Annotated in this window: 9 protein-coding genes; 5 read left to right on the forward strand and 4 right to left on the reverse strand. The window is 69.4% G+C overall.

Translation table 11 applies throughout. From position 1 onward, the window contains the following. The first annotated feature begins 52 nt into the window (after window positions 1–52). The gene (locus AC07S4_RS22365) at window positions 53–1,714 is read left to right on the forward strand and encodes a hypothetical protein (protein ID WP_494988712.1); all 1,662 of its coding nucleotides are present in this window, start codon (window positions 53–55) and stop codon (window positions 1,712–1,714) included. Here the strand turns inward: AC07S4_RS22365 and AC07S4_RS22370 are convergent. Both AC07S4_RS22370 and AC07S4_RS22375 read right to left on the reverse strand, forming a co-directional pair. Further along, the gene (locus tag AC07S4_RS22370) at window positions 1,711–2,175 is read right to left on the reverse strand and encodes a DUF2269 family protein (RefSeq protein WP_494988713.1); all 465 of its coding nucleotides are present in this window, start codon (window positions 2,173–2,175) and stop codon (window positions 1,711–1,713) included. The two genes, AC07S4_RS22365 and AC07S4_RS22370, sit on opposite strands and share 4 nt — an antisense overlap. Window position 2,176: 1 nt before the next feature. After that, a complete protein-coding gene (locus AC07S4_RS22375) occupies window positions 2,177–3,442 on the reverse strand; it encodes an SDR family oxidoreductase (protein ID WP_494988714.1) in 1,266 nt (421 codons plus the stop codon). 111 nt (window positions 3,443–3,553) lie between these two features. On the opposite strand from AC07S4_RS22375, the gene AC07S4_RS22380 reads away from it, so the two are divergent. Further along, window positions 3,554–5,068, forward strand: coding sequence for a tetratricopeptide repeat protein (locus AC07S4_RS22380; RefSeq protein ID WP_494988715.1), 1,515 nt, complete (start codon window positions 3,554–3,556; stop codon window positions 5,066–5,068). 23 nt (window positions 5,069–5,091) lie between these two features. On the opposite strand, the gene AC07S4_RS22385 is transcribed toward AC07S4_RS22380, so the two are convergent. Together AC07S4_RS22385 and AC07S4_RS22390 are read right to left on the reverse strand one after the other, a co-directional pair. Then, window positions 5,092–8,466 (reverse strand): AAA family ATPase, encoded by a 3,375-nt coding sequence (locus tag AC07S4_RS22385; protein WP_494988716.1) that lies wholly within the window; start codon window positions 8,464–8,466, stop codon window positions 5,092–5,094. A 67-nt stretch (window positions 8,467–8,533) separates the two neighbouring features. Next, window positions 8,534–9,577 (reverse strand): hypothetical protein, encoded by a 1,044-nt coding sequence (locus AC07S4_RS22390; protein ID WP_494988717.1) that lies wholly within the window; start codon window positions 9,575–9,577, stop codon window positions 8,534–8,536. A 174-nt stretch (window positions 9,578–9,751) separates the two neighbouring features. On the opposite strand from AC07S4_RS22390, the gene AC07S4_RS22395 reads away from it, so the two are divergent. Genes AC07S4_RS22395 through AC07S4_RS22405 form a run of 3 tightly spaced genes read left to right on the forward strand, consistent with a single transcriptional unit; the run spans window position 9,752 to window position 12,157 of the window. Beyond that, window positions 9,752–10,984 carry a M48 family metallopeptidase gene (locus tag AC07S4_RS22395; RefSeq protein WP_494988718.1) on the forward strand — a complete coding sequence of 411 codons (1,233 nt, stop codon included), beginning with the start codon at window positions 9,752–9,754 and terminating at the stop codon, window positions 10,982–10,984. Beyond that, a complete protein-coding gene (pnuC, locus tag AC07S4_RS22400) occupies window positions 10,971–11,549 on the forward strand; it encodes a nicotinamide riboside transporter PnuC (RefSeq protein WP_494988719.1) in 579 nt (192 codons plus the stop codon). Before AC07S4_RS22395 ends, pnuC begins: the two co-directional genes overlap by 14 nt. Continuing rightward, window positions 11,546–12,157: a TetR/AcrR family transcriptional regulator gene (locus AC07S4_RS22405; RefSeq protein WP_494988720.1), complete on the forward strand. Its 612-nt coding sequence runs from the start codon at window positions 11,546–11,548 to the stop codon at window positions 12,155–12,157. The genes pnuC and AC07S4_RS22405 overlap by 4 nt, the downstream gene beginning before the upstream one ends. Window positions 12,158–12,177: the final 20 nt, after the last annotated feature.

A 12,177-nucleotide genomic window follows, 5' to 3' on the forward strand; every position in this document is an offset into this window, starting at 1 on the left:
AGGCGCCGCCTTTCCGCTAGAATGGACCAAAACAATAGCGGGAGGCGAGGGGATGACAGAGACCACAGCTCCAACGGGCACCCATGTCCACCACATGCGGCAGGTGCTGCTCTGGCCCTTGCGCCTGATGCCCGCCACCGGCGCCGACCACACCCACCAGCGGCCATGGGAGGTCCTGCGCGCCCTGGGCGACGCCGGCGGCTCGCCGTGGCGCGAAGTGGTCGATGAGTTCAACGGCGACGCGGCCAATTTCCACGAGCGGCATTACAACGAATTCGTCACCTTCCTGCCTTATGTGCAGCGCTTTCTGTATGGCGAGGCGCGCAGCGGGCGCGGCGAAACCGGGGGCGCGGGCATGCGCGTGTTCCGCCGCCACGACGTGGCCCGGGTGCGGGTGACGGCGCACGCGGACGCCGTGCCGGTCATGCTGTCCATCGTCCACACCGACCTGTATTTCTTCTTCGACGTGGACGTGGTGATGCTCAACGTTGAGGTGAGCGCGGACGACCTGGAGCTGGCCGAAGCGCAGGACTTGCTGTACCGCTTCGGGCGCGGCTATCCGGCCGGCTGGGACGGCGAAGGCAAGGCGCTGCATTGCATGCACAGCGTGGAATGGCTGGACGCGCAGGGCCAGGTGCTGTCGCGCTCCGACGCGCAGCAGCGCGACACTTTCCTGGCGCACGTGTGCGAGAAGCGCGCGCCGCGCATCGCCGCGCACTGGCAGTTCATGCTGGAGCCGCTGGTGTACGACCTGGGCGACGAAGCGGGCGCGCTGCGCTACCGCCAGATCGAGTACTACCGCATGCCGGTGATGGCCTACCTGGCCGTGCAGGACCCGCGCGCCCTGTCGCGCGAGGACTTTATCCGCCTGGGACTGGTGACCGGCCAGGGACGGGGCGCGCTGCCCTATTCGGAGCAGCACCTGAGCGACTTCGAGCGCCAGGTCTGCTACGACCGCTTCTGGGGCGGCAGCGGCGCCGCGCCGGCTGCGATCAACGATACGCGCTACCTGTGCAGCGGCCTGTCCCTGATCGTGGTCGGCGCGGCTGGCTCGGATTTCTTCTGCTGCCGCGACCGGGGCGTGCTGGCGCAGTTCCGCCACCAGCATTTTCTGCTGTTCCTGATCGCGCACCTGCAGAAGTCCTCGCTGCTGATGTTCTCGGACCGGCTGGCCGAAGCGCTCAACTGCCTGAACGTGGTGGACGCGAACAGCGTGCGCCGCTTCAAGCGCCGCATCCGTTCCTCCTTCGAAGGCTTTTTGCGCTTTACGCACCGCTACTGGTTCAAGGACATTTCGGAGCAGACGCTGGTGCGTGCGCTGTACCAGATGTGCTCCACCCAGCTGGGCCTGGAGCGGCTGCACGCCGAGGTGAAAGTGCGGGTGGAGGACATGAACGGCTACCTGGAGGCGGACAGCCTGCGCCGCCAGGCCAACACGGTGGTGCGGCTGACGGTGGTGACCATTTTCGGCCTGATCGGCACCGTGACCACGGGCTTCCTCGGCATGAATCTGCTGGCCGAGGCGGACGCGCCCATGAGCCGCCGCCTGTGGATATTCGGCGCCGTGTTCGTCGTCACCACGGTGCTCACGGCTTACACCATGATCAAGTCCAAGCGCCTGTCGGATTTCCTGGACGTGCTGTCCGACGAACGCTTGCCGTTCTGGACCAAGATGAAGGCGCTGCTTGGCGTGTGGCGTTCGGACCCGAATTAGGCCGGCTTGTTCACCATCAGCCAGTACACCACCAGCAAGCCGCCGAAGGCAGGGAAGCCGAGCGCGGTCCACCACTTTTCATAGCGCCAGTAGCGCTCGGGCAGCGCTTCGCCCGCCGCTGCGGCGTGGACCGCCATGTCGCGCATCTTCAGTTGCAGCCATACCACCGGCAGCCAGCAGGCGCCCGCCAGCGCGTACAGCGCCAGCGACCACATGACCCAGAATGACGTGAGCGGATAGCCCGCCAGGTGGATCATCCAGAAGCCGGACAGCGGCTGGATGATGACGGACGGCGTGGTGAACCACCAGTCCGCGCGCGCCACCCAGCGCGTGACCACGGAAATGGCTTGTACATTGCCGCTGCGGTTGGCCGCGAACATGTAGAAGGCCGTGCCGAAGCCGGTGCCGAACATCAGCGTGGCGGACAGGATGTGCAGCCATTTGATCGTCAGGTATTCCATATCACTTTCTTTCGTCCAGGCGCCACATCGCCAGCAGCAGCGCCAGGATGGGCAGGTTTTTGCTCAGGGGGCCGAAGGGATGCAGCCAGAATTCGGGCAGGCAGAAGCTCATGGCCACGGTGTAGCCGCCCACCAGGGCCAGTTGCAGCGGCCATAGCCAGCGCCGCGGCCGCAGCAGCAGGGCGCAGCCGATGGACGCGTCCAGCAGGCTGGCTGCGGCCAGCGTGGCCTCGCCCCAGGCGGCGGGAATGCCGCAGGCGGTGAGCCAGGCTACGCTGCCGGCGTGCGGCCAGGCGAACCAGGAGACATAGGCGGTCCACAGCCACAGCGCGGCCATGGCGATGGTGGCCAGCGGCATGGCCCAGGACAGCACGGCGGCGGGCTTTTGCGCGGGCGCGGCGAAGCCGGCGGGGTCGCGCAGCGGACGGCCTGCCAGCAGCGCGCGCATGGGCGCGGGATCGGCAGTGTTGCAGCCGTTGGCGCTGGCGGCAAGCATGGCCAGGGAGTCTGGCGTCAGGGCACTGGCGGGATGCAGCGCCGCCGCGCGCGCGGCCAGCCGGGCCAGCGGCATGGGCACTTCGAGCACCGGCATCGCCGCACCCGCCGCCATGCCGCCGCGCAGGCAGGCCAGGTAGGCGGCCATGCTCATGGCGCGCGGACCAACCGCAGCCAGTTCGCGCGGCGGCGCCGCCATGGTGAGCACGGCGAGCAGCGCGGCGCATAAGTCATCGATATGGACGGGCTGCACGCGCGAGCCGTGTGCGGCGGGCAGGGCGAGGGCGGGCAGCGTGGCCAGCGCGAGGAATAATTTGCTGCTGGCGCCATCCGCGCTGTAGACCAGCGATGGCCGCACGATGGTGCTCTCCAGCGCATGCCGCTCCAGCGCGCGTTCGCCGGCTGCTTTGCTGCGCCAGTAGGCGGTGGGGGCGTCTTCCGCGCTGCCCAGCGCGGACAGGTGGACCAGGCGCCGCACGCCGGCGCGCTCGCAGGCGGCGAACAGCGCGGCGGGGGCGAGATGGTGCAGGCCTTCGTAATCGCCCGGACCGCGCTCGCGCAGGATGCCGACGCAGTTGACTACCGCATCGACGTCCGCCAGGTGCGGCAGCCACGCTTCCGCGCTGGTCAGCGCCGCAAAATCCAGTTCGAGCCACGCCGAGGCGTGGGGAGCTTTGCGGCCGGCGCCTATGGCCGCATGGCCCGCCGCGTGCAGCGCGGCCAGCAGGTGGCGGCCGATCAGGCCGGCGGCGCCGAGAACCAGGATACGCATGATTATTTCCGATATTTCTGTCGTTACAGAAATAATAGAATCGTTGCCGCGCAAAGTCAACTAAACGGCCGTTCTGGTAAGGTGCTGTTTTTATCCGGACCAAGCCGCGCCATGCCATCACAAAGCCACACCACCAGCCAATTGCTGCAGCAAGCCGTGGCGCTGCACCAGCGCGGCGACCTGGCGCAGGCCGAGGCGCTGTACGCAGAAGTGCTGCGCCGCGAGCCGGACCATTTCGACGCGCTGCACCTGATGGGGGTACTGGCGCGCCAGGGCGGCGCGCCGGAAGCGGCGATAGAGCTGATCGGCCGCGCCATCGCCATCGACGCCGGCAAGGCCATCGCCCATTGCAACCTTGGCGCGGCCTTGCAGGACGCGCGGCGGCAGCAGGAGGCGCTGGAAAGTTATGACCGCGCGCTGGCGCTGCAGCCTGCATATCCGATGGCGCTGGCCAACCGGGGCAACGCCTTGCGCAAGCTGGGCCGCCTGGAAGAAGCGCTGGCCAGCTACGACGCCGCGCTGGCCCTGCAGCCCGGCTACGCCGAAGCGCTGGGCAATCGCGGCATCGCGCTGCATGGGCTGGGGCGGCGCGCCGAGGCGCTGGAGAGTTTTGGCCGCTCGCTCACGCTCAATCCCAATTTGGCCGAGTCCTACTGCGGCGCGGCCGTCACGTTGCAAAGCCTGGGCCGCCATGAGGACGCCAGCGAGGCTTACCGCAATGCGATCGAAACCCGGCCGTCCTATGCCGAGGCGTGGACCAGCTACGGCACGCTGATGCAGCGCGGCGGCGATTATGAGGGCGCGCTCGATTGCCACCAGCACGCGCTGTCTCTGCAGCCGGGCAATGCGCAGGCACACCTGCACCGCGCCAACGCCTTGCGTGCGCTGGACCGCCCGCAGGAAGCGGCGGCGGCCTACCGCGACGCGCAGGCTTGCGGGGCGGACGCCGAGTCGGTGGCCTACCAGCTGGCCGCGCTGGGCGAACAGGCCGCGCCGCCCATGCCGCCGCCGCAATACGTGGCCGCGCTGTTCGACCAGTATGCGGACGACTTCGACCATCACCTGCAGAACGTGCTGCAGTACCGCGCGCCGCAGCTGCTGCTGGCCGCGCTGGACGCGCAGGGCGTGCTGGCGGGGCAGGCCGTGCTCGACGTGCTGGACCTGGGCTGCGGCACCGGCTTGTGCGGCCCGCTGCTGCGGCCTTATGCGCGCACGCTGGCCGGTGTCGATCTATCCGGAGAGATGCTGGAACAGGCGCGCCGCCGCGAGGTCTACGACGAACTGGCCTGCGCCGACATCGTCGAATACCTGCAGGCGCGGGCCATGCCGTGCGGCCTGCTGGTGGCGGCCGACGTGCTGGTCTACTTCGGCGACCTGCAGCCCGTCTTCCGCGCCGCGCGCCGCGTGCTGCAGGACGGCGGCGCATTCGCCTTCACGGTGGAAGCGCAGGAAGCCGGCGACTACACGCTGCGGTCTTCCGGCCGCTACGCCCATACGCGCGCCTACCTCGAAGCGCTGGCGCAGGCGCACGGCTTCCAGGTGCGCAGCATGGAGCAGCAAGTGCTGCGCAAAGACGACGGCCAGGACCTTACAGGCCTGGTCGCGGTCTTCAGCAAGCTGGCTTAGTCGGCAGTACGAAAGGGGCAAGGCTAGGCCAGCGCTTGCAGCGCCAGGTGCAGGCGCGGGGCGGCGTGGGTGTAGCCGTATTGGGCGGAGCGGGCGTGCAGCAGCGCGAGTTCGGCGCGCAGCGTTTCGGACGGGGCGCGCAGCCATTCCGCGTAGGCGTGGATCAGCGCCGCGTGGTGTTCGATCCAGGTGCAGGGCTCCTGCGCTCCATAGGCCGCCAGCTGGCCGGCGTAGAACTCGGCGGCCACGGTGTCGCCGTCGAGCAGCGACACTTCGGCCGCGCTCAGGTGGAAGCGGTAGGCGTTGTGCGCCAGGCAGTCGCGCGTCAGGTGGGCGGCGCCTTGCAGCAGGGCGCGCTTGCGCACGGCGGCGTCCTGCGAGAACAGGGCCAGCGTGCCCAGCACCCACGGGCCGATGAAGTTGTGCAGCTGCAGCCGCTCCATGTGCTGCGCCGCCAGCAGGATCTGGCGCTCGGCCAGCGCGCGGTCGCCGCGCAGCCAGGTGATGCGGGCCTGGCTTTCCATCAAAAAGGTTTCGAAGCGCGAGCTGCCGAGCGAGCGCGCCAGCTCCAGGCCGGCGCCCACTTCTTCGTCGGCCTCGTCCAGCAGGCCGTCCGCCACCAGCGCCCAGCCGGCGGTCATGCGCGCGAAGGTTTCCGCGCGGCGGTTGCCCACCTTGCGCGCGATGGCGGCGGATGCCTGCGCGTCCTGCACGGCGCCGGCGGCGTCGCCGAGGTAGATGCGGGTCGAGCCGAGCGCGGCGCGGTTGGACGCTTCGATCTGCACAAAGCGGTGCTGCCCGCACATGGCCAGGCATTGCTCGAACAGCTCGTAGGCTTTGCGCATGCGGCCCTGCGCGTAGTAGGAGTCGCCCACGCCGCTGAGCGCGCGCGCCTGGGTCTCGCGCATGTCGCTGGCCTGCGCGTAGCGCGCCGCGTCTTCATGCAGGCGGCGGCATTCGTTGTAGTTCCCGCGCGGGAAGTAGATATTGCCCTTCAGGTAAAGCAGCTTGCCCAGCGCCGCCTCGGCGCCTATCTCCAGGGCCAGCGGGATGGCCTCGTTCAGCAGGCGCTCTTCCTCTTCCAGCTCCTCCAGCACGTTCAGCGTGCCGGCCAGGCCCACCACGGCGTCGATCTTGTCCTGCGGCCGGCCCGCCAGCTGCATGGCGTGCTCGTAGTAGCGGCGCGCGTTGCTCATGTGGCCCATGCCGGCGCTGGCGTGGGCGCGCAGCAGCGCGAGCGGGAAGCTGCTGAAACTGGTGGAGTCGGCCGTGTTGCAGGCCGCCGTCAGGTCCAGCGCCGCTTCGAACTGGTGCTGTTCCAGCTTGGCGCGGATGGCTTCCAGCATCATGTCCAGCGCGCCCGGATCGGCGGCGCGGTACAGGTGGTGCGCGCACTGCACGGCGTCCTGCCCGCGCCAGGCCTCGGCCGCCTGCAGGTGCAGGCGGCGCTGCTGGGCCGGGTCGATGGCGTCGTAGATGCAGTGCATGACCAGGTCGTGCACGAAGCCGTAGCTGTCCGCGCCCACATTGCGCAGCAGGCTGTCGCGGCCGGCCGCCTGCAGCTGGTAGTCCGGCTGGCCCAGCGCGGCGCGCAGCTGCGCCAGTTCGAAGCGGTGGCCCAGCACGGCCGCCATGCGCATCGCCTGCGCGTGCTCGGGCGGCATGCCGTCCAGGCGCGCCTGGATCAGGTGGCGCAGGCTGTCCGGCAGCTGCTGGCCGGGATTGGCCAGCAGCTGGGTCAGGAACAGCGGGTTGCCCTGCGCGCGTTCCACGCAGCGCGCGCGGTAGGCCGGGTCGACGTCGCTGAACTGGTCGGCCAGCACGGCCGCTTCGCGCGGCGCCATGGCGGCCAGGTCGAAGACCGACAGGCCCAGGTCCGCCATCTGCTGGCGCAGCGCCGATTCCAGCGGATCGTTTTCCACGCGCGAGGTGATCACCCATAGCACCGGCGCGTCGCGCGACAGCGCGAGCAGCGGTCCCAGCGCTTCGAACAGATAGGGGTCGCCCCAGTGCACGTCCTCCAGCGCGATCAGCTGCGGCTCGGTCATGGCCTGGCGCAGCAGCAGCATCTGCAGCGCGTGCGCCCAGCCCTGCTCGCGCACCTCGGGGCTCATGGCCGAGTACAGCGACTGCTGCTCCTCGCCCAGCGGCACGCCCGCCAGCACATGGTAGAACAGGGCCGAATCGGGCGGCAGGTAGAGCCGCGCCACGATATCGGCAATGGCCTGCGCATTGGCGTGGCCCAGCGGCGAGCCCAGGCCGAGCAGGCTGCGCGCCAGCTGTTCCAGCGGTGCGCGCCAGCCCGCTTCCGCGCCCAGGTCCTGTACCTCGGCGCGGTGGCTGCGCATGCCGTGCTGGCGCGCGATGTCGGCGAATTCCTGCGCCAGCCTGCTCTTGCCCACGCCCGCCATCGCGCGCAGGTAGATGATGTGGCCGCACTGGTTTTCTTCCGTGCTCTCCACCACGGCCTTGAACTGCCGCGTTTCGGCGTAGCGGCCTATCAGCGGCGGCAGCTGGCTGGCGTCGCTGGCGGCCGGCTTGCTGAACGCCAGGTAGCCGGGGTAGCACGGCTCGTCCTGGTCGAACAGGTAGCGGTGGTCGAGCAGCGGCAGCAGGCTGCGCTCGACATACAGCGGCAGGCGGAAGGGACGCACGCCGGGCGGCGCCGATGGCATGTCGTCCAGGCGCAGGTCGGGCGCGGGAATGGCCGGCTCGGCCGCGGCGCCGCCTTCCCAGCGCGCCAGGCGCATGGCCATGGCGCGCCCGCCATGGGTGAGCAACTGGCGGTTCAGTTCCAGCGCGCAGCGCATGGCGCGCTCGGCGTCGCTGCGGAAGGCTTGCGGCAGGCCGAAGACGGCGCTCAGGCGGCAGCCGTCCACTTGCGCCAGGCGGCCGCCGAATTGCTGCGCCACGCTGGCCAGCTCGTGGACGGCGGTGCTGGCGGCGTGCTGCGGCGCGGCCATTTCAATGTCGAGCAGGACCACGTGGCGCAGCACGCCGCTGGCGGAAGAGGGCGTGGACGGTGAATAGGCGGGCGGGCGGCTGTCCGCCGGCGGCGCGGCGCGCGCCGCATCGGCCAGCGGCTCCGCCAGGACCAGGGCCGCCGGGACGGCTGGCGCGGACGCGGCCTGCTCCGCCGCCAGTTCCTCCAGCGCCACGCCGAACACCTGGGCCAGGTGGCGCGCGGTGCGGTACAGCACGATCTTGCCGGTTTCCGCACGCTTGATGGAGGCGATGGAGACGCACAACTGCTGCTGGAAGCACAAGTCCGCCAGCGCTTCCTGGCTCAGTCCGCGCGACTTGCGCAGGCGCTTCAGCAGGGTGGCGTCGAGCAGCACGCGTCCGTCTTGCGGCAGCGGTGATTCGGCGGGGTGGTAGGCGGGCAGATCCAGACTCATGACAGCGCAACTATAGCATTGCAAAGCGCGCCTACGCGCGCCTGTCACGTATTGCTAACGGGCAATGTTAATAGGCCACCATGCCCGCCAGCGGCCGCAAAGGACGCAAAATCCGCTTGCTGTGATTGGGCGTGGGGTCCTGCGGCGTGAAGCTGGCGGTGAGGCTGTGGGCGTTGGTGCCCAGGTAGTTTCCGCGTATCGCGCCTACAACACGCGCGCCCGATTCGAAGCGCAGCTGGCCCACCAGCACGTAGGGCACCGACACGGTGGAGTAGGTGAGGGCGATGGCGGCCCGCATGGCGGTGTGGGGCGCCACGTTGTAGGGCGTGTCGAAGGCCCAGTCGGTCAGGCGGGTGGAGGCGCAGTTGGCCACGTAGAACACCGGGTCCGACAGCACGAATTCGTCGCCCGAGATGGCGGGCGCGCCGCTGAAGTATTCCACGTCCGGCCCCAGCGCGGCGGCGGGGGTGTTGGTCCACGACGACGTTTCCGTGACGGCGATGGAGCCGGCCAGGGTGTGCACCGAGATTTCGCTGCCGTGGTTGGTGACGGTTTCGCTGTACTGGCTGGCCGGGCTGGTGCGCAGCACGCAGCCTTCGCTGAAGTCGTATTCGATGTGCAGCACTTCTTCGATGCTGAGCACGCGGTCGGTGACGGTGGAGGCCCAGATCACGCCCCGGCTGTCGTCCGGGCCGGTGCCGGCGCGCACGGAGAAATTGCCGTCGTCCTGCATGGCGGCGTAGAACTGCTGGCCCTGCGCAGTGGCCTGGGTGCCCCAGTGCCAGCCGCAGTTGTGCGCCAGGTCCGAGCCCTGGTAGACGCAGAAATTGCCGTCGCTTTGCAGCAGCGCGAAGTAGCGGCCCCGCTGGCCCGTCTTGGCGCTGCTCCACAGCAGGCCCTGCTCGTCGTCGGCGTCCATGCCGCGGTACACGCGCAGCGTGCCGTCCTCCAGCAGCGTGGCGAAGAACAGGCCGTTGGCCGACACGATGTAGTCGCCCGCCTGCAGGATCTGGTTCATGGGCAAATAGGTGTGGAAGCGGCGGCCGCCGTGGGTGGGGCAGGGCGGGCTGGCAATGGCTTCGGCGCCGGGGTCGGCAAGGTGCGGCATCATGGCGGGATCGGATAGATGGGGATGGCGCCAGTATGCGGGCCGGCGGGCGCGGGGGACAGGTCAGCACAGTCTCAGTTCGGTATCAGCTCAGCCGTGCAAATATTTTAATTTGTTACAAAGCTTTATTTTTTTAGAAACTAAATTAGAATGCCGCACGGAAATGAGGGAAGTATTTTGGAACTGGTTTATAAACACGAGCGCATGCTGCTCAGGGCGCTGCTGGCGGCCTCGGTGCTGATCTGGGGCGGGCTGGCGCTGGCCATGCCGCGCGCGGCGCTGGCATGCCTTGTTTTTATTTTTATAATAAGCTGTGCTGCGCAATCGGCGCTGGCCGCTTATTTAAAAGGGACCGGCATCCACATCACCTATCAGCAATTCCCGGACCTGAAAGCGCGCATCGACGTGTGCTGCCAGCGGCTGGGGCTGGAGACCATACCCGAAGCCTACCTGCTGCGCCGGCGCAGCGCGATTGCCGCCCTGATGCTGGGGCGGCGCTACATCGTGCTGCAGGCCGGCGTGGTGGACGCGCTGGAGGAGCGGGCCGACGCCATCAATTTCTACGTCGGCCATGAAATCGGCCATATCACGCGGCGCCACCAGCGCTGGCTGCCCCTGCTGCTGCCGGCCGCCTTGCTGCCGCTGCTGGGCGCGGCCTACGCGCGCGCCTGCGCCTACACCTGCGACCGCCACGGCCTGCACGCCTGCGACGATTTGCGCAGCGCGCAGAGCGGCCTGGCCGCGCTGGCGGCCGGCGGGCGGCGCTGGCGCCAGCTCAATCTGCGCGGCTATGCGGACCAGGCGCGGCAGGCGTCCGGCTTCTGGATGTCGTTCCAGGAACTGGTCAACGGCCAGCCCTGGCTGGTCAAGCGCATGGCGGCGCTGCGCGCGCTGGCGGCGGGCGCCGAAGCCGCGCCGGCCGCGCGCCACCGGCTGGCCTGGCCGGCGGCGCTGCTGGTGCCGCGCCTGGGCCTGGGCGGCGGAGCGGGCGGTTTGCTGGCGCTGGCGCTGCTGGGCGCGGCCGCCGCGCTGCTGCATCCGGCCCTGGACGAAGCCGAGGCGCGCAGCCAGCTGGCGCGCGCCGTGCGCGTGGGGCAGGACGCGACGGCGGCGGTGGACCGCTATTACTACGCCTACGGCCGCCGTCCGGACAGCCTGCGCGAAGCCGGGTTTGCGCTGGCCGATCCCGGCCTGGCCGTGGTTGACGCGCGCATCGACGGCGACAGCGGCGTGCTGCGCATCTACCCGTCCGACTTCGCCCTGCGCGGCAAGGCTATTGCGTTCACGCCCGTGCTGGCCGAGAATAAGCGCGTCGCCTGGCGCTGCGCCGGCGAGGACATCCCGGCCCGGCTGCTGCCGCCGGCATGCCAGAGCAACCAGCCTCCCGGGACCCCTTTTGAGCACCACTAATCTGGAACTGGCCGCCAACGCGGTGATGGCGCTGTCCATCGTCCTGGCCGGACGCAACAACATCCATTCATGGTGGCTGGGCATCGTGGGCTGCGCGCTGTTCGGCGTGCTGTTCTACGGCGTGCAGCTGTTCGCCGACGTGGCGCTGCAGCTGTTTTTCATCGCCACCTGCGCCATCGGCTGGTACGAATGGGCGCGCGGCGGCGGCGGCAAGGCGCTGCCCATCACCTCGGCGCGCACCGCCACGCTGGCGTGGATGGGCGCGGCCGGCGTGGCCGGCACGGTGGGCTACGGCCTGATGCTGCACCACTACACCAGCGCCTACGCGCCCTTTGTCGATTCGGCGGTGCTGGCCTTCAGCATCGTCGCCCAGCTGCTGCTGATGGCGCGCCGGGTGGAGACGTGGCCGGTGTGGCTGCTGGTGAACGCGGTGTCGGTGCCGCTGTACACCAGCCGGGGACTGTACCTGACGGCGGTGCTGTATGCGGCCTACTTCATCAACGCGCTGGTGTCCTGGCGCTGGTGGCGGCGCCAGATGGGCACGCAGTCCGAAATTGGTATATGATGGGCGTCATGCAGAAAAAATCAGACCAGCCCGGCGCCCGGCGCGCCGCCTCCAGCCGCAAGGAAGCGACGCACGCGCGCATCGTCGAGGTGGCCGCGCGCGCGATACGGCGCAGCGGCTATGCCGGCACCGGGGTGGCGGACATCATGAAGGAAGCCGGCTTGACGCACGGCGGCTTTTACGCGCACTTCGCCTCGCGCGAGGCTTTGCTGGCCGAGGCGGCGGACCGCGCCGGGGCCGAGGCGGTGCGCATGTCGGCCGACATCGCGGCAGCCGCGCCGCCGGGCCGCTCCTTGCAGGCGCTGATGGAAGCCTACCTGTCGCAGCAGCATGTGGACGCGGTGGAGTACGGCTGCCCGGTGTCCGCGCTGGGGTCCGAGATGCACCGGCAGGCGCCGGAAGTGCGGCATGCGGCCACGCGCCACATCAAGGAGATGATAGATCTGGTGGCGCGCCAGCTGCCGGACTGGGGCACGCCGGAAGCGCACCAGCAGGCCATGTTCATGGTCAGCTCCATGATAGGGGCCATGGTGATGGCGCGCGCCGTGGACGATCCCAAGCTGTCCGCAGCGCTGCGCGAAGCCGCGCTGCAGCATTTTGCAAAATGAGTCCGCAGGGCTTTTTTTAA

The sequence above is a fragment of the Pseudoduganella sp. GW821-FHT05F09 genome (assembly GCF_059419605.1).

Coding starts and splice junctions, on each gene's coding strand:
- AC07S4_RS22375 (WP_494988714.1), bottom strand. CDS start 3,442: ATGCGTATCCTGGTTCTCGGCGCCGCCGGCCTGATCGGCCGCCACCTG.
- AC07S4_RS22405 (WP_494988720.1), top strand. CDS start 11,546: ATGATGGGCGTCATGCAGAAAAAATCAGACCAGCCCGGCGCCCGGCGC.
- AC07S4_RS22370 (WP_494988713.1), bottom strand. CDS start 2,175: ATGGAATACCTGACGATCAAATGGCTGCACATCCTGTCCGCCACGCTG.
- AC07S4_RS22380 (WP_494988715.1), top strand. CDS start 3,554: ATGCCATCACAAAGCCACACCACCAGCCAATTGCTGCAGCAAGCCGTG.
- AC07S4_RS22365 (WP_494988712.1), top strand. CDS start 53: ATGACAGAGACCACAGCTCCAACGGGCACCCATGTCCACCACATGCGG.
- AC07S4_RS22390 (WP_494988717.1), bottom strand. CDS start 9,577: ATGATGCCGCACCTTGCCGACCCCGGCGCCGAAGCCATTGCCAGCCCG.
- AC07S4_RS22385 (WP_494988716.1), bottom strand. CDS start 8,466: ATGAGTCTGGATCTGCCCGCCTACCACCCCGCCGAATCACCGCTGCCG.